Origin of the sequence: Nitrobacter sp. JJSN (assembly GCF_051912485.1) — a bacterium.
In the GTDB taxonomy this organism is placed as follows: Bacteria; Pseudomonadota; Alphaproteobacteria; order Rhizobiales; family Xanthobacteraceae; genus Nitrobacter.
Window position 1 is genome coordinate 990367 of sequence record NZ_CP196822.1, and the last position, 16936, is coordinate 1007302.

Below are 16936 nucleotides of genomic sequence, written 5' to 3' on the forward strand. Positions count from 1 at the left end.
TTTCCATAAGGCTTACCTTCACTTCAGGTTCATTCGCAGAACATCAGGTGCTCATGCCCATAGATCGACAGACTCTCCTATCCATCGCCAAATCCATCCGCTCGGGCGCCAAATCCGTCCGCGCGCAAATTTCGCCAATTCATCCGAAGGGGTATCCCTTCGTCGGCGGCTTCGCGCTCGCCAGCCTTATCCTGTTCTGGATCTGGGCCCCGCTGGGCTGGATCGGAACGCTGTTGACGATCTGGTGCGCACTGTTTTTCCGCAATCCGGCCCGTGTGACGCCGGTTCGCGAAGGCCTTGTCGTCTCGCCGGCGGACGGCCGCATCTCGATGATCGCGCCGGTGGTGCCGCCCGCCGAACTCGAACTCGGCGAGCTGCCGATGGTGCGTATTTCGATCTTCATGAGCGTGTTCAATTGTCACGTCAATCGCAGCCCGGTCGCGGGGCGGATCGAACGGATCGTCTATCGTCCCGGCAAATTCATCAATGCAGAGCTCGACAAGGCAAGTGAGGACAACGAGCGCAACGCGCTGGTCATATTGACGCCGAACAACGGCTTGGTCGGAGTGGTTCAGATCGCCGGACTGGTCGCGCGTCGTATCGTTACGTTCGTGCACGAGGGGCAGACGGTCGAAACCGGCGAACGTTTCGGGCTGATCCGATTCGGTTCGCGGCTTGACGTCTTCCTGCCGGAGGGAACGAAACTATTGGTGTCCGAGGGGCAGACCGCGATCGCAGGCGAAACGGTGTTGGCCGACTTCCAGCTTGGTGAGAGCGGACGGACCTTTCGCAGCAACTAACCGTTCAGGCGGCTAGTGTCCTGATTCCGAAGTTCGCAAGCCCTTGCAGCAACCTTTGATGCGAACTTCGGAATCAATGGGACACTAGGGACCTTATGATTCTAGTGTGGTTTGGGTTCAGAAGTTCGCTTGATGGACTCGCCCGGAAGAAGCGAACTTCTGAACCCAACCCACACTAGCCGGGGGTGCGGCCCCGGCCGGGCCTTGCTATATAGGAGGGGTGAAAACGCCATACGACCTGAAATCGCCTGAGATGCGTCGCCGCCGGTTTCGCCCAATCCCGGTGCGAATGCTTGTACCCAATTTCATCACGCTGCTGGCGATTTGCGCGGGGCTGACGGCAATCCGGCTTTCGACCGAGGGACGGATGGAGCTTGCGGTGGCCGCGATCGTGTTCGCGGCTGTGCTCGACGGGCTGGACGGGCGGGTGGCCCGAATGATCAAGGGTCAGTCGAAGTTTGGCGCTGAACTCGACAGCCTCGCTGACTTCGTCAATTTCGGTGTCGCGCCTGGTCTCATCCTCTATTTCTGGCAGTTGCACGACCTCAACAATGTGGGCTGGATCGCGGCGATGATATTCGCGATCAGTGGCGGCCTGCGACTCGCGCGCTTCAACGCAACGATGAACGACCCGAACAAGCCGGCCTTTGCCGCGAATTTCTTTACCGGCGTGCCGGCGCCAGCGGGTGCGATCGCGGTGCTGCTGCCGGTCTATCTGGCGTTCCTGGGTATCCCGCAACCGCCCGCAGTGCTGACAGCGCTTTATACGTTGCTGATCGCGGTCCTCATGGTTTCACGGCTGCCGGTCTTCTCCGGCAAGATGGTCGGCATGCGCGTGCCGCCGGAGCTGGTGCTGCCGGTCTTCGTGGCGGTGGTGTTCGTCATCGCACTCTTGATCAGTTATCCGTGGGTTGTCCTCTCTTTCGGTTCGATTATTTTCCTGGCGTGCCTTCCGATCGGTTGGAAATCCTATCGCGACCAGGAGGTCAAGGCGGCGGTGCAGGAGGCGTTTCCGGATGCCCCGTCATCCGCCGACGCGGCGTCGCCAATTCCGCCATCCACCGAGGCCAAGTCGCCAAGCGTTCCGATCCGGCCGCGGAAGCAGGACAACCGGTCTCCCCGCCCGCATTGAGCCTTGCGTACGTACAGTGGTCCGGAGTTTGCGCACCTGTGCGAACTACTTCGATGATCCGTCATTGCCGGACATAGCCGTTCGAAGAACCGCGTTCCGCTTGCCTATGCCCGTAATCCATTGTCCTCGAGAAAGGATCGATGCGTGAGTCACCGGCGAGCCGGAGCGACGCCGTTGCTCGAACGGTCGTATCTGCGCATGACGCCGCGCAGCCTGGATTGATTCCGTCTTACCGACAGCCGCTCTGGTTCGGCAATTAATGTATTGGCAACAATTACTTCTCCGGTAACGGGTCCTTAATGGCGCCAAAGTTAGGGTTGTGACGCGTGGCTCAGAACGGGCCGCGCCGCCGTCCAGGATAGCCGGTGGTTCGCCTGCGTTGGAGTTCTCCATGGATATCATGACGGGTGCCGGACTTGCTTTCGGCATGATCGTAGTCGCCGTGATGGTCTTTATGGGCGGCGATCTCCACATGTTCGTCAGCGAACACGCCATGATCATCATCTTTGGTGGTGCGACCGCCGCCACGATGATTCGTTTCCCGCTCGGCGCGATTCTGCACGGCTTGCCACTCGGCGCCAAGTTTGCCTTCACCATGAGCCGGCTGTCGGCGCGCGACCTTGTCGACGAACTGGCGCGGATCGCCGAGATCGCCCGCAAGCAAGGGCCGGTGGGTCTCGAGAAAGTCGAGACAAACGAGCCGTTTCTCGCCAAGGGAATTCGTTTCGTCGCGGACGGCTATGATCTCGAATTCATCCGCGATAACCTCGAGCGCGATCGCGACAATTTTCTCATGCACCTCGATGAAGGAAGCAAGATCTACCGCGCTATCGGCGATTGCGCTCCGGCATTTGGCATGATCGGCACCCTGATCGGAATGGTGCAGATGTTCGCCAACATGACCGATCCATCCAAACTCGGCCCGTTCATGGCGACAGCGCTGCTTGCGACGCTCTACGGCGCGCTCGTCGCCAATCTGTTCTGCCTTCCGATCGCAGACAAGCTGCACGGCAAGCTGCTGGACGAGGAAACCAATCGTACGTTGATCATCGACGGCATCCTGATGATCCGTGATTCCAAGAGTCCCGCGCTGGTGCGCGAAATGCTGCTCGCCTATCTGCCGGAGAAGCACCGCCAAGAGGAAGGCGAGCCGGTTCCAGCGTGATCTCGGCGAGTCGGGGAACCAGCGATGGCCAAGAAAAAACGCGGCGATGCGCATGGCGGAGGCCACGGCTGGTTCGTCACGTTCGCCGATCTGATGGGCCTGATGATGAGCTTCTTCGTGATGCTCGTCGCCTTTTCCACCATGGACAACACCAAGCTCAAGATCGTCGCGGGCTCGATGCGTGATGCCTTCGGCGTTCAGACCGAGGTGCGATATTCCGGCATCATCGAATCGGATGGGCTGCCGACGCGGCCGAAACTGAAGAACGCCGCGCACGTCCCGCCGGAGGAAACCTCCACCACCCCGACTCCCAACGAGCAGGAACGCTCCCAGACCGCGGGCGCGCGTCTCAAGACGGATCGCGAGTTCGCGCTTGCTTCTGCATCGCTGCGGCAGGCACTGCAGGACATGCCGGAACTGACCGAGCTCTCCAAGCACATCATGTTCGAGGAAACCAAGGAAGGCCTCAACCTGGAGATCGTCGACCAGGATGGCCGGTCGATGTTTGCGGACGGATCCAAGGAGCCTTACGAGCGGACGCGCGCGCTGATCAGGAAGCTCGCGGCTCCGCTCAAGGCGACACCTTTGCGGATTTCGATCACCGGCCATACCGCCTCGAATTTCATGCCGACGCGCAGCGATTATGATGGCTTCGATCTGTCCGCGGATCGCGCCAACGCTGTTCGCCAGATTCTCGAGCGAGAGGGGTTGCCGGCGAGCCATATCTTCGCGGTATCGGGCAAATCGGACAGCATGCCTCTGTTTCCGGACGATCCTTCGCTGGCGGCGAACCGGCGTGTGACCATCACCCTGATGCGCGAGGCGCCTCCGCTGCCTCCGAATTTGAAGCCCTGACCGTTACAGTACCATTTTACCGGATTCGGCTTCCGGCTGGGCGGATGAATGCAGGCTGTCAATGGTATTCGATGGATTGACGGACCTGTGCTTGTGGGCGATAGCCCCGGATCAAATCACCATCAGAGCAATTGCAAGACACCATGGCCGTCAGCGATCCCCCCGCCGAAGCCACAGGCGAAGCTTCGGCAAAGACGAGCGGTTTTTGGGCGTTAACGCTCGGAAGCATCGGCGTGGTCTTTGGCGACATCGGGACATCGCCCCTGTATGCGTTCCGCGAGGCGGTCAATCATGCCGCGCAGCAGGGGACGGTGACGCCGGTGATCGTGCTCGGCGTGCTGTCGCTGATCCTGTGGTCGCTGTTCATCGTTGTCACCGCCAAATACGTTCTGCTGCTGCTGCGGGCCGACAACAACGGGGAGGGCGGAACCCTGTCGCTGATGGCGCTCGGGCAGCGGGCGCTGGGGCGGCGAAGCTTGCTTCTGCTGGCGCTTGGCGTGGTCGGCGCCTCGATGTTCATCGGCGATTCCATGATCACGCCGGCGATCTCGGTGCTGTCCGCAGTCGAAGGATTGAAGCTCGCGGCGCCGTCGCTTGACCCCTACGTCGTCCCGCTGACGTTGCTGATTCTGGTCATTCTGTTCGCGGTGCAGAGCCACGGCACGGCGCGTATCGCCTCGGCGTTCGCTCCGGTGATGGCACTGTGGTTCGTGACCATTGCAGTCCTCGGCGTTCTGCACATCCACGAGGACCCGAGCGTGCTGTTGGCGGTCAATCCCTGGTACGCCATTCACTTCCTGCTCAATCATGGCCTGATCGGCCTCGTCATCATGGGGCTGGTCTTTCTGTCGGTCACGGGCGGCGAGGCGCTGTATGCCGATCTCGGCCACTTCGGCCGCAAACCAATTCAGGCGGCGTGGTTCGGTCTGGTCCTGCCAGCGCTGCTGCTGAACTATTTCGGGCAGGGAGCGCTGATCCTCGCCCATCCCGACGCCATCGATAACACCTTCTTCCGTCTGGCGCCGGCGCCGATGATCCTGCCGCTGGTCATTCTGGCAACCGCCGCCACGGTGATTGCGAGCCAGGCCGTTATTACCGGCGCCTATTCGCTCGTTCGTCAGGCCGTCCAACTCGGCCTGTTGCCGCGTTTCGAGGTCCGCTACACCTCGGAGTCACATGCCGGCCAGATCTACCTGCCGCGCGTCAACATCCTCTTGCTGATCGGTGTGCTGCTGCTGGTGCTCTTGTTCCGCACGTCCAGCGGGCTAGCCTCGGCCTACGGGATCGCCGTGTCCACCACGATGGTCGCCGACGGCATCATGGGCTTTGTCGTTGTCTGGAAGCTGTGGAACTGGCGCGCGGCGACGGCCGCCGCATTGGTGATCCCGCTTGTCGTCGTCGACATGATGTTTTTCAGCGCCAATCTCCTCAAGCTGCTCGATGGCGCATGGGTGCCGCTTCTGTTCGGCGTCACTGTGGTCGTGCTGATTTGGACGTGGCGCCGCGGCGTGGCAATCCTGGTCAAAAAGACCAGGCGCACCGAGGTGCCTCTTCTGGATCTCATCAAAAGCCTGGAAAAACGGCCGCCGCATATCGTCAAGGGCACAGCGGTGTTTCTGACCAGCGATCCCAATTTCGTACCGACTGCGCTTCTGCACAACCTCAAGCACAACAAGGTTCTTCACGAACACAACGTCATCCTGACGATCGAAACGGCGCAAACTCCGCGTGTCGATCCCGGCGAGCGGGTTCGCATGGAAAATATCAGCGAGAAGTTCTCGACCGTCAGCCTCCGCTTCGGTTTCATGGAGTCGCCGAATGTCCCGAAAGCTCTGGCGATTGCGCGTAAGCTCGGCTGGCAGTTCGACATCATGTCGACGTCGTTTTTCGTCTCGCGACGGTCGCTGAAGGCGTCCGCGCATTCGGGAATGCCGGTCTGGCAGGATCGCCTGTTCATCGCGCTGAGCCGGTCGGCGAACGATGCGACGGACTATTTCCAGATTCCGACCGGGCGGGTTGTGGAAGTGGGAACGCAGGTCATCATTTAGGCAAGTCATCATTTTAGAATCTGGGCGGTGCTTGATTTTATCGGCGCAAGGGGCGACCTTGCGCGGCCGGACAGCGGGCGAAATCGGCATGCGAGCGTCCGAATGCAAAGCGCGAGGAGGTCACGTTGGCGAATCTGAATTTTGTCGTTCACGACTTAACGCCGGAAGATGTCTCGAAGGGCATTGCCGACGGACGCTATCTGCTGGTTGACGTCCGTGAGCCGAACGAGATCGCGGCGGAGGCTTTCCCGGACGCGGTCATTGCTACCCTGTCGGGCTTCGATCCCAAGGCTATTGACCCGCAAGGCAAGCAGGTGGTGTTTGCCTGTCGCTCGGGCAAGCGCTCGGTGACTGCTTCGCTGGCGGCGCAGGCCGTTGGCCTCGCTTACGACAAGCATCTCGACGGCGGAATTCTAGGATGGAAAGCGGTGGGGTTGCCGACCCGAACCGGCGGCTGAGATTTGACGCTCTCGATGAACAAGGTCTTCGCTGACCTTCCAGTCACAATCTTCGAGACGATGTCGCAGCTCGCGCGCGACAACGATGCCATCAACCTCGGGCAGGGCTTTCCCGACGATCCGGGTCCGGAGGATATCCGGCGCGCGGCGGCGGACGCCGTTCTCGACGGTTACAATCAATATCCATCCATGATGGGAATCCCGCAGTTGCGGCAGGCGGTCGCCACGCACTATGGACACTGGCATGGCCTGTCGCTCGATCCGGTGACCGAGGTTATGGTGACTTCCGGTGGCACGGAGGCATTGACCAGCGCCATACTGGCGGTGGTCGAGCCGGGCGACGAGGTCATCGTGTTCCAACCGGTCTACGACTCCTATCTTCCGATCATCAGGCAAGCCGGCGGCGTTCCGCGGCTTGTTCGTCTCGAGCCGCCGCACTGGCGGCTGACGGAAGACGCGCTCCGTGGCGCCTTCACGCACAAGACCAAGGCGGTGCTCTTCAACAATCCGCTCAATCCGGCCGCGGTGGTTTATCCGCGCGAGGATCTGGAACTGCTGGCGCGGTTTTGCCAGGAGTTCGATGCGGTCGCGATCTGTGACGAGGTTTGGGAGCATGTCGTCTTCGACGGCCGCGAGCATATTCCGCTGATCACCATTCCCGGTATGCGCGACCGCACCATCAAGATCGGCTCGGCCGGGAAGATATTTTCCCTGACGGGCTGGAAGATCGGCTTTGTCTGCGCCGCGCCGCCGCTCTTGCGGGTCACCGCAAAGGTGCATCAGTTTCTGACGTTCACGACGGCCCCGAATCTTCAGGTTGCGGTTGCCCATGGCCTCGCCAAGCCGGATGAGTTCTTTTTCGCGATGCGCCGCGATCTGGCGCGACGCCGTGATCGTCTGACCCGCGGCCTGGAAGATATCGGGTTTCCCGTTCTGCAATCGCAGGGGACGTATTTCCTGACGGTCGATCTTTCGCCGCTCGGGCTCAATGAAACCGACGAGGCGTTTTGCAGGCGCATCGTGACGGACCATAAGGTCGCGGCGATCCCGGTCTCCGCGTTCTATGAACAGGATGCGGTCACCTCGGTCGTGCGCTTCTGTTTCGCCAAGAAGGATGCCACGCTCGACAGCGCGCTGGAGCGCTTGTCCGACGCCGTGCATGCTTTTTAGGACCGTGCAAGCGATGATTGCTAATCGATACACATGGCTCTGGGTCGCCGCCGCGTTCGCGTTTGGCTTTAGCGGAGCGTCGTCACGGCCGGCCCATGCGGCCGAGCGGGTCGTCAACTTCTACAACTGGTCGAACTACGTCGCGCCCGGCGTGCTCGACGCCTTCACCAAGGAGACCGGCATCAAGGTGGTCTACGATACCTTCGATGCCAATGAGACACTGGAAACCAGGCTTCTCGCCGGCAAGTCGGGCTACGACGTGGTGGTGCCCACGGCATATTTCCTTCAGCGGCAGATCGGCGCGAACATCTTCCAGAAACTCGACAAATCGAAGCTGCCGAATCTTGCCAACGCCTGGCCCGCGGTGACGGCGAAGCTCGCGGTATACGATCCCGACAACCGCTACGCCGCGAACTACATGTGGGGTACGACCGGCATCGGCTACAACGTCAAGGCGGTGCAGCGCATTCTTGGAGCCGACGGCAAGATCGATAGTTGGAGTATCATCTTCGACCCGGACAAGCTCGCAAAGTTCAAGGACTGTGGCGTCCAGATGCTCGATTCCGCCGATGATCTCTTGCCGGCGGCATTGAACTACCTGGGTCTCGATCCGAATTCCATCGCAGCGGCCGATCTCGAAAAGGCGGCGGACCTTGTCAGCAATGTTACGCCCTTCGTCAGGAAATTTCATTCCTCGGAGTATCTGAACGGCCTCGCCACCGGCGAGATCTGCCTCGTCGTTGGCTGGTCCGGTGATATCAAGCAGGCGCAGAGCCGCGCGGCCGAGACCCATAACGGCGTCGAGATCGGTTATGCGATTCCGAAAGAAGGCGCGCAGATGTTCTTCGACAATCTCGCGATCCCGGCGGATGCGAAGAACGTCTCTGAAGCCTATGAACTGATCAATTATCTCTACCGGCCCGACGTGGCGGCGAAGAATTCGGATTTCCTGTCCTATGCCAACGGCAATCTGGCCAGCCAGAAGCTGATCGATCCGAAAATCTTCAACGACAAAACGATCTATCCGGACGCGGCCACGATGAAGCGGCTGTTCGTCATCACGGCGCGCAGCCCGGCGACCCAGCGCATGATCAACCGGCTGTGGACGCGGGTGAAGACCGGGCGGTGATAGGACCGCCGCGCGACTCTACCGCCAGCGGCGGTGCAGCCACAGCCATTGATCCGGATATTCGCGGACCCAGCCCTCGATCACCGAGGTGATAACCTGCATCGTGCCCTGGACGTCGATCTGTCCGCTGGCATCGCGCACCGGCGCGATCTCCTCAGAGAGTTCGGCGCGGAAGCGATGGCCGGGTAACCTGATGATCCGCACGCCGTGGATCGGGCACTCGATCTGCCGCAGCAGACGCGCCAGCATCGGATTGGCCTTGGTCTTGCGGCCGAAGAACGTGACGTCGACGCCGTTGGTCAAGTACTGGTCGACCAGCATAGCGACGTGTTGGCCGCTTTGCAGCGCGTGCGCCAGTTTGAAAGGTGCGTCACGGCCGGCCGGGATCAGTGTTCCCATATTGACGGAGCGCAATTGCTCGATCGCGCGATCGGCCGATGCGATATTCGGCCGACGATACAGCACCGCCGCATCGAGCCCGTGTGCGACCGCGGCGACGGCAGGGAGCTCCCAGTTTCCGAGATGACTTGCGAATATCAGCGCCGGCTTGCCGTCGTCGCGCAGCCGCTCAAATAGCTTCTGGCTCTTTGGCTCGATTTCGACGCGGCCGTTTCCAAGGCGGTCAGGATCAAGATCCCAGATATTATCGAGATGGGCGAACTCGGCGCCGATGCGTCCGAGATTGTCCCACACTCCCGCCAGAATTGTCTCGATCTCATCCGGCGACTTGTCGGGAAACGCGGCCGTCAGGTTGGCGCGCCCGATCTTCTGCTCGCGCAGCATCGGTCCGATCTTCTGCGTGATCCGGCCGAACAGATTTGCCGTCTTGATCGGATCGAAATAGCGCGTCGCGCGTAACAGCCCGATCGTCAACGCGCCGATGGCGGCTGCGCTCACGGGTTTGACGGTGTCGCGCAGTCGGGCTCGGGTTCGAAGGAGGAGGGGGTGCATTAGAGGACGACAATCCCGTCGAAGGCCGGTCGGTATCTCGTACGCGTCGGCGCGTTGGCGAGCCGGGTAAGAATTTGTCGCACTTGCGCTGTCAGACCGGTTCGCGTGTCAGGATCAGCGACGCATTCTGTCCGCCGAATCCGAACGAGTTCGACATGACCGTGGTGACGCGCGCATCGCGAGCTGCGTTCGGAACGACATCGAACGGGATTGCCGGGTCCGGCACGTCATAGTTGATGGTCGGTGGAATGCGCTGGTGCTCGAGCGTCAGCAGCGAGAACACCGCTTCGACAGCTCCCGCCGCCGAGAGAGTGTGGCCAACCATGGATTTGTTTGATGATACCGGGATCTGCTTGGCGCGCTCGCCAAACACGGTCGAGATTCCGAGATATTCCATCTTGTCGTTTTCCGGTGTGCCGGTACCGTGCGCGTTGATGTAATCGATCTGCTCTGCGGTTACGCCGGCATCCGCCAGCGCGTTGCGAACGCATCCGATGATCGGCTTCCCGTCGGGGCTTGAGCGCGTGCGGTGGAAAGAGTCCGCCAGTTCGCCGCATCCCGCCACGATGCCCAGGATTTTCGCGCCGCGCGCGGCCGCGGCCTCATAGCTTTCGAGAACCAGTGCGCCCGCGCCCTCGGCCATCACGAAGCCGTCGCGGTTTTTGGAAAACGGCCTTACCGCGGTGTGCGGAGGGTCGTTCTGGGTCGACAGCGCCGACAGCAGCGAGAACCGGATCAGCGCCTCGGGATTGACTGAGCCGTCAGTCGCGACACACAGCGCGGCGTTGGCCTCGCCACGGCGGATCGCTTCGACGCCGAGTTGAATTGCGGTTGCTCCAGATGCGCAAGCCGTTGAGAGCGAGATGGGCGAGCCTTTGGTGCCGAAGGTGTCGGCGAGATGGTCCGCAACCGAACCAAACAGGAAGCGGCGGTGATACTGCTTGAACGCGCCGCCGCCGCTGACCCGCAGTATTTGATCGTAGTCGATCTCGGTATTCGAGCCGATGAGGCGGCCAAGTTCGTGACGCTGCGGCCATTCGAGTTCGACCGGGGCGACCGCGAGAAACAGTGGGCCTGGAAAATCGCCCGCGCTGCCGATTCCGGCCTGCGCGACGGCTTCCTCGGTCGCAATATTCGCGAGCTGTTCCGAGAGATCGGTCGACGTGAACGGCTCGACCGGGACGAAATCGATCGTGCCGGCCATCGTGGTTCTCAGGCCATCGGTCGGGAAGCGCGTGATAGTCCTGATGCCGGATTCACCCGCGCAAAGTCTGGCCCAGTTGTCGGCTTTGCCGGAGCCGAGAGACGTCACGACACCCATACCCGTGACGACGACGACAGGCCTGCCGGATTTGTCGCGCATTGCGGTCATGGTTCCCCCGTCGAATCCTTAAGTCGGCTCAGCCGATTGCTTCAACCAGCGCCATGCCTTCGCCGCGCCAGTGTCCGGCTCCGATCACGACAATCTGGGCCGGAGGCTTGGACATATCAATCTCCTCGCCCGATGGATCGGCAGGTGCGAACAGCGCGCCGCGCGACAGCGATAACGCGGCGACGGCGAGACCCAGCGGAAACTGCGCTTCCATGGTGTGACCGAACATTGTTCCGGTCGCGCGGACCGGGATGTCCGGATGGGCGCGGAGGAACGCGCGTTCCTCCGACGTGACCGGCTCGGCGCCGGTGGCGCCCGTGATGATCGCGGTGGCATTCGTACGGCTGCCCAGCTTCGACCACAGCGATTCCAGCGTCGATGCGGTGTCGCCGGAACGTTTGCGCCGCGAATGGTCGGCGACGACATTGGTCAGGCGCGCAAACGGTTTCGCGCCGCGGGCCTCGGCATGGGGGCGGGATTCAATCACCAGAAAAGCGCCGCCGGATCCGAGCGCGAAACCGCTGCTCTGTTCGCGCGCCCAGACCGGCGCGTATTTTTCTTTCAGGTTGAAGTCGCCGAATTCGTAGAGAAGGAGCATGTCCTTCCGCTCACCATTATGGGCGGCGCCGACCAGAGCGATGTCGCTTTGACCGGCGGCGATCCTTGCGAGCGCGATGCGCACCGCGTCGACGCCGGCGGCCTCTTCGCCCATGAATGTGCGCGAGGAGCCGGTAACGCCGTGAACGATGGCAATATTGCCGGCGAGAAGGTTGGATAACTGCGCTAGGAAGAGTGTCGGCCGCAGGTCGTTCATCAGCCGTTCGTTGAGAAAGCCGGGCGTGGAGTTGCCCTTTGCCTCAGCATTCAGAATTCCGGAGTCGACGACAAGGTCGCGTTCGCCACCACCCGCGGCGACGATCATGTCCATCCGCGCCAGTATATCCGTGTTGCCTTTGACCCCGGCGGAATCGAGCGCCAGTCCCGCGGCGTATGTCCCGATGCGCTGCCAGGCTTCCATCTGGCGCTGGTCGCCTTTTTTCGGAATCTGCGCGTCGAAGCTGACGGGCGCCAGCGGATGAACGATGTGGGGCGCGAAGCTCTTCTCGTCGGCGTTGATACGCCGCTGGTTCAGCGCGTCCCAATGCGCATCAAGGCCCTCGCCGAGTGACGTAGCGAGCCCGATGCCGGTGATCCAGGCTTCAATCGGTGCTGAACGTGGTGATGTCTCAGCCATGAGCGATCATTTGTTGCGGGAATCCGATGCGGCTGGCCATGGCCTCCATGTGCCCGCGCAAATCCGCGTTCGGGAAGGCGGCGATGCCAAACGTGATCGTCGCGTTGCATCGCAGTTTGCCACCGACACTGACTTTGGCTTGGGTCATGGCGTAACCGGAACCTTCGTGAACGATACTTGCCTCGATGCTCAGAAGTTCGCCGGGAGTCACAAAAGTTCGCATTTTGGCTTCCTTGACCGCGGCAAGAAACGGCATGCGCTCAAACTTCATCAACGCGATCAGCAACCAGCCCGACGTCTGCGCCATCGACTCGATCAACAGAACACCCGGCATCAGCGGATAGCCGGGGAAGTGACCCTCGAAGATCGTGCTCTGCTGAGGCACCTGAGCCTCAACCGCGATCGTTTTCTCGCCGAGATTGAGGTCGGTAATGCGGTCAATCAGATGAAAGTATGCGAGATCCATGGCCGCGCGATTACGCGCCCTTGGCGGCGACCAACTCGTCGATGCGCGCGCTGAGATTTTTCAGGACGAAGTATTGCTCGGTGGTCGCCTTGCCGTCGTTGACCTCCTGAGTCCACTTCTCCAGCGGCAGCTTGATCCCGAACGCCTTGTCGATTGCAAAAGCGATATCGAGGAAATCCAGACTGTCGATCCCCAAATCATCAATGGCGTGGCTCTCGGGTGTGATCGTATCGCGTGGGATGTCGCAGGTTTCCGCGATGATGTTGGCGACCCGATCGAATGTGGAGGACATCTTTAAGCCTTTGATACATTGAAGATAAATGTCGTATCGGTGTTCGACGGCGGCGCCGTCTCCGCAACGGCCGGCCTATCGTGCGGAGTCGATTGCCCATATATCGGAGCACTGTCCCGAGTTCAATGGCGCCGGGCGCTCCGCAACGCCGTATTCCTCAGCCGAATCAGGGTGCTTTCAGCTTTGCAGCCCTATCGCCGGGGTGTTGCGTGACGTATGCAATCCTGAAGCCGCTCAGGGCGCAGTCCCGAGTATGCGCAAATCGGCGATGCTCATGGCCAGCCACAGCCCGACGGCGGTCAATGCAATCGTGAAGGCAAACGCAGCCGCATTTGCGAGCATCCGGTGGCGGAAGTCGTCCGGCTGGTCGGAAGGCTCTTCACGATGGGATGGGTGGCCGGCTTCCTGCGCGAAGTTAGGTTTGGCGGCATTTGCATTTGCCGGGGGTCGTTGTCCGGGCGATCTTGCAGGGCGGCGCGGCCGGAACTGGAGCACGACGTGCTCTTCTTCTGGCGTTTTGGGCCGCTGTGTTCCCATAGGTGCCGGTCCGCGGGTATTGGTCCGCAAGTTCTGGCGATTTTAGCACATTGCGCGCGAGCCTCACACAGAAAGTCGTCATGACGGGTGTAAGAAGTTTGCAAGCCAGTTGACTTCCTCATGCCGTGGAGAGGTGCCGGGTTTTCGGTCTTTGCGCCGACGTCAGATCGCCGCCCATATCCGACCAATTCGAAGATTTTGATGTCTGTTACATCATGCCATAATCGGACCCGATCGGTTTTTGTCTTCTTCCGGAGCGCCGACCATGACGAATATCCGCGAGCCTGTTCTGCAGCCAATCCCGATCCTGTCGCTTCGTCCGACGCAAATGACTGTCGGGATGCGCGAGGTGAAGGAAAAACGCCAGCGCTGGCGCGCTCACAAATCCAAGAAAAAACAGGCGAAACTGCTAGGCCAGCATATGATCCCGGTGGTGCTCGGACCCGATCAGCGCCATTACGTTATTGATCATCACCACCTCGCACGGGCGCTTCACGACGAGGGCGTAAAAGACATTCTCGTCACCGTTATTGCTGATCTGACGATGGTTGATCGAGATGCATTCTGGGTTGTGCTTGACAATCGCCGGTGGGTCTATCCCTACGACACGAAGGGAGAGCGCCGTCATTTCAGGGACATTCCGAAATCGATCGCCGATCTGAAAGACGATCCGTTCCGGAGTCTTGCCGGCGAACTGCGCCGTGCCGGCGGCTACGCCAAGGATACCACTCCTTTCAGCGAATTTCTCTGGGCCGACTATTTACGGCGAAGACTATCACGCAAGGTCATCGAAGCCGATTTTGCGAAGGCGATGGAGGAAGCGCTGGCGCTGGCGAAGAGCGCGGAAGCGATCTATTTGCCTGGATGGTGCGGACCAGCGTCGGGCGGCTGAGGTCACTTCGGCAGCCGTCCCATCAGATAAAACTCGTCGTTTGGGCGCATGTCGATGACGTTTGCCATCCGGTTCGACAGTGCGAAAAACGCGGCGATGGCGGTGATGTCCCAGATGTCGTCGTTCGTGAAACCGTGACCGGCGAGGTCCACAAAGTCCGCGTCGCTGACCTTGTATGCCTCGGCACTGACCTTTAACGCGAAATCGAGCATCGCTTTCTGGCGTGGCGTGATATCGGCCTTCCGATAATTCGCGGCGATCTGGTCGGCGATTTGCGGATTCTTGGCACGGATACGAAGGATCGCGCCGTGAGCCACGACGCAGTACTGGCATTGATTGGCGATGCTGGTTGCGACCACGATCATTTCGCGTTCGGCTTTCGTCAGTCCGCCGTCTTTCTCCATGAGGGCATCATGGTAGGCGAAAAACGCGCGGAATTCGTCGGGACGGTAGGCCAGCGTCAGGAAAACGTTGGGAACGAAGCCGGACTTTTCCTGTACCGCCAGGATCCGCGCGCGAATGTCTTCGGGCAGCCCGGCGAGATCGGGTATCGGGAAGCGTCCGGCAGTCGGCGGCGTCATGAGGTCCGTTCCGTTCGATCCACATCTGGATCATAAAGGAAGACCGGTTGGCCTGAAAGCAGAAGCCTTGCCGCCGGCTCGCGGCAACTAGCGCAACGGCCTTTTCAGAAGCGTGAAACGGTCGGGATCGAGACCGAGCGACGGCTGCAGCATTGGCGCGTCCATCATGCGCGCAACCGGCCTTTCCGTGGGGCCGGGATCGTTGGGCGCGTCGCGATGCGAGGTTGCCCCGCGCCATCGCTCGAGTACGGCGTCGACGAACTGCATGTCGTGGCCGCGGTTGGCGGACGGCACCGTCGAGATCGTAGCTTCGCTGCGCGGCAATTGGTGCGCCGGGACTTCCTTGAAGCGCAGCCGGGTGGGAAGCGCGACGCCCTCGCCGAAGGCCAGCACCTCGCGGGTGCCGAGCGAAGGCACGAACGAGAGCAGGTTCGCGGCAGCATCCGAGACCGCCGAACGCAACAGCGCCTGGTCGCGCTCGTTGGCGAGGCGCATCGTGAACAGGGTGTTGCATTGGGAAATGATGGTGGCGTCGAGTTCGGCTGGGCGCTGCGTCACGAGGCCAAGATACACACCGTACTTGCGGCCTTCCTTGGCGATGCGAGAAATCGCCTTCCGGGTCGGACCGAAGCCAATGGTGCGATCGGCTGACGCATAGCGGTGGGCTTCCTCGCAGACGAACAGCAGCGGCGAGACGCCGTCGCTCCACAGCCCGAAGTCGAACGCCATGCGGCAGAGAACCGATACCACGGAGTCGACGACCTCCGCGGGAAAGCCCGCAAGCTGCATGATGGTCATCGGCCTGCCGTTGGCAGGCAGGCGGAACAACAGGCTGACGGCTTCGGCCATGGTATCGCCGCCGACATTTGCATTGTCGAACATGAAGGCGTAGCGCGGATCGTTGCGTACGGTTTCGATGCGCGAGATCAGCTTGTGGTAGACGATGCGCGACGAGCGGTTTTCCAGCTTGCCCATGCGCTCGTCAATCAGCGAGATCATATCGACCAGACGATAGGGCACCGGCGTGTCGGCGGTGAAGCCGACGCTCTTGGGATCGATGCGCTTGAGGCCGACACGGTCTGTGTGCTGATATTGCGTATAGATTCCCTTCGCAATCGGGATCACTTCGGCGAGGATGTCGAGCTCCTCCGGCACGCCGGGACGTCCTGCGAACAGGACGTCAACGATTTCCTCGAAGTTGAACAGCCAGAACGGCAATTTCAGATTGCGCGGGTTGAGCACGATCGCGCGCTCGCCGAAACACCGGCCGTACTCGTTGTGCACGTCGAGCAGGAAGATGCGGAGATTGGGCCGCGACTTCAGGATTTCGTTGATGAGCAGCGAAACGCCGCTCGACTTGCCGACGCCGGTTGAGCCGAGCACGGCGAAGTGCTTGCTGAGCATTTCCTCGATGTCGACATAGGCTATGACGGACTGGTCCTGCTGCAGCGTGCCGATATCGATCTGATCCGCTCCACGGGGTGTGTAGATCGTGCGCAGTTCCTGGTTGGTGACGAGATCGGCTGCGTCGTCGATCGCCGGATAGTTGGTGACGCCGCGCTGGAATCGCGGGCGGGGACCGGAGCTGTCGATTTCGCCGAGCAGATCGACAGAGGCGCTCGCCATGAACTCGTCCGAGGACGGCAGATGCTCGCAGGAGACCTCGGTGATCATGGCGACAATCGTGGAGGTGACGCTGCGCAGGCTGATGAATCGGCCGACGGTGGCGCGCGCTGCTGTGGGCGACATGCGGCCGGTCTGCAGAATACCGACGCGCGCCTGCGATCCGCGCACCGAAATCACGCGTCCGAACGAGCTGGCGGAAGTCGAATGAGGCATTTTGCTGATCACAAT

Annotated in this window: 17 protein-coding genes; 9 read left to right on the top strand and 8 right to left on the bottom strand. The window is 61.1% G+C overall.

Features of this window, described 5'->3' with window-relative positions; genetic code table 11:
• Nucleotides 1–53 precede the first annotated feature (53 nt).
• The 8 genes from ACSZOQ_RS04860 to ACSZOQ_RS04895 all read left to right on the top strand — a co-directional run bounded on the left by ACSZOQ_RS04860 (nucleotide 54) and on the right by ACSZOQ_RS04895 (nucleotide 8757).
• Nucleotides 54–800, top strand: coding sequence for a phosphatidylserine decarboxylase (locus ACSZOQ_RS04860; RefSeq protein ID WP_439924900.1), 747 nt, complete (start codon nucleotides 54–56; stop codon nucleotides 798–800).
• 253 nt (nucleotides 801–1053) lie between these two features.
• Nucleotides 1054–1932, top strand: a complete 879-nt coding sequence (gene pssA, locus ACSZOQ_RS04865; RefSeq protein WP_439925958.1) for a CDP-diacylglycerol--serine O-phosphatidyltransferase — start codon at nucleotides 1054–1056, stop codon at nucleotides 1930–1932.
• Nucleotides 1933–2323: 391 nt separating this feature from the next.
• Nucleotides 2324–3097, top strand: a complete 774-nt coding sequence (locus ACSZOQ_RS04870) for a motility protein A (protein WP_439924901.1) — start codon at nucleotides 2324–2326, stop codon at nucleotides 3095–3097.
• Between the two features lie 24 nt (nucleotides 3098–3121).
• Nucleotides 3122–3952 (top strand): flagellar motor protein MotB, encoded by an 831-nt coding sequence (locus tag ACSZOQ_RS04875; RefSeq protein WP_439924902.1) that lies wholly within the window; start codon nucleotides 3122–3124, stop codon nucleotides 3950–3952.
• A gap of 143 nt (nucleotides 3953–4095) precedes the next feature.
• Entirely contained in the window at nucleotides 4096–6000 is a 1905-nt protein-coding gene (locus ACSZOQ_RS04880; RefSeq protein ID WP_439924903.1) for a potassium transporter Kup, read from the top strand.
• A gap of 125 nt (nucleotides 6001–6125) precedes the next feature.
• Nucleotides 6126–6458, top strand: a complete 333-nt coding sequence (locus tag ACSZOQ_RS04885) for a rhodanese-like domain-containing protein (protein ID WP_439924904.1) — start codon at nucleotides 6126–6128, stop codon at nucleotides 6456–6458.
• A 15-nt stretch (nucleotides 6459–6473) separates the two neighbouring features.
• Nucleotides 6474–7628 carry an aminotransferase gene (locus ACSZOQ_RS04890; protein ID WP_439924905.1) on the top strand — a complete coding sequence of 385 codons (1155 nt, stop codon included), beginning with the start codon at nucleotides 6474–6476 and terminating at the stop codon, nucleotides 7626–7628.
• A gap of 13 nt (nucleotides 7629–7641) precedes the next feature.
• Nucleotides 7642–8757: a polyamine ABC transporter substrate-binding protein gene (locus ACSZOQ_RS04895; protein WP_439924906.1), complete on the top strand. Its 1116-nt coding sequence runs from the start codon at nucleotides 7642–7644 to the stop codon at nucleotides 8755–8757.
• 18 nt (nucleotides 8758–8775) lie between these two features.
• On the opposite strand, the gene ACSZOQ_RS04900 is transcribed toward ACSZOQ_RS04895, so the two are convergent.
• The 6 genes from ACSZOQ_RS04900 to ACSZOQ_RS04925 form a co-directional block, all read right to left on the bottom strand.
• A complete protein-coding gene (locus ACSZOQ_RS04900; protein WP_439924907.1) occupies nucleotides 8776–9708 on the bottom strand; it encodes a lipid A biosynthesis lauroyl acyltransferase in 933 nt (310 codons plus the stop codon).
• Nucleotides 9709–9799: 91 nt separating this feature from the next.
• A complete protein-coding gene (locus ACSZOQ_RS04905; protein WP_439924908.1) occupies nucleotides 9800–11080 on the bottom strand; it encodes a beta-ketoacyl-ACP synthase in 1281 nt (426 codons plus the stop codon).
• A 28-nt stretch (nucleotides 11081–11108) separates the two neighbouring features.
• Nucleotides 11109–12314 (bottom strand): beta-ketoacyl-ACP synthase, encoded by a 1206-nt coding sequence (locus ACSZOQ_RS04910; RefSeq protein WP_439924909.1) that lies wholly within the window; start codon nucleotides 12312–12314, stop codon nucleotides 11109–11111.
• On the bottom strand, nucleotides 12307–12780 hold the full coding sequence (locus ACSZOQ_RS04915; RefSeq protein WP_439924910.1) for a 3-hydroxyacyl-ACP dehydratase FabZ family protein: 474 nt from the start codon (nucleotides 12778–12780) through the stop codon (nucleotides 12307–12309). The genes ACSZOQ_RS04910 and ACSZOQ_RS04915 overlap by 8 nt, the downstream gene beginning before the upstream one ends.
• Nucleotides 12781–12790: 10 nt before the next feature.
• The gene (locus ACSZOQ_RS04920; protein WP_439924911.1) at nucleotides 12791–13072 is read right to left on the bottom strand and encodes an acyl carrier protein; all 282 of its coding nucleotides are present in this window, start codon (nucleotides 13070–13072) and stop codon (nucleotides 12791–12793) included.
• A 234-nt stretch (nucleotides 13073–13306) separates the two neighbouring features.
• A complete protein-coding gene (locus ACSZOQ_RS04925; protein WP_439924912.1) occupies nucleotides 13307–13567 on the bottom strand; it encodes a hypothetical protein in 261 nt (86 codons plus the stop codon).
• 307 nt (nucleotides 13568–13874) lie between these two features.
• Between ACSZOQ_RS04925 and ACSZOQ_RS04930 the strand changes: the two genes are divergently transcribed.
• The gene (locus ACSZOQ_RS04930) at nucleotides 13875–14501 is read left to right on the top strand and encodes a ParB-like protein (RefSeq protein WP_439924913.1); all 627 of its coding nucleotides are present in this window, start codon (nucleotides 13875–13877) and stop codon (nucleotides 14499–14501) included.
• A 2-nt stretch (nucleotides 14502–14503) separates the two neighbouring features.
• On the opposite strand, the gene ACSZOQ_RS04935 is transcribed toward ACSZOQ_RS04930, so the two are convergent.
• Both ACSZOQ_RS04935 and ACSZOQ_RS04940 read right to left on the bottom strand, forming a co-directional pair.
• Complete coding sequence (locus ACSZOQ_RS04935) at nucleotides 14504–15082, bottom strand: peroxidase-related enzyme (RefSeq protein ID WP_439924914.1); 579 nt, start codon at nucleotides 15080–15082, stop codon at nucleotides 14504–14506.
• 87 nt (nucleotides 15083–15169) lie between these two features.
• Nucleotides 15170–16921 (bottom strand): ATP-binding protein, encoded by a 1752-nt coding sequence (locus ACSZOQ_RS04940; RefSeq protein ID WP_439924915.1) that lies wholly within the window; start codon nucleotides 16919–16921, stop codon nucleotides 15170–15172.
• Nucleotides 16922–16936 lie beyond the last annotated feature (15 nt).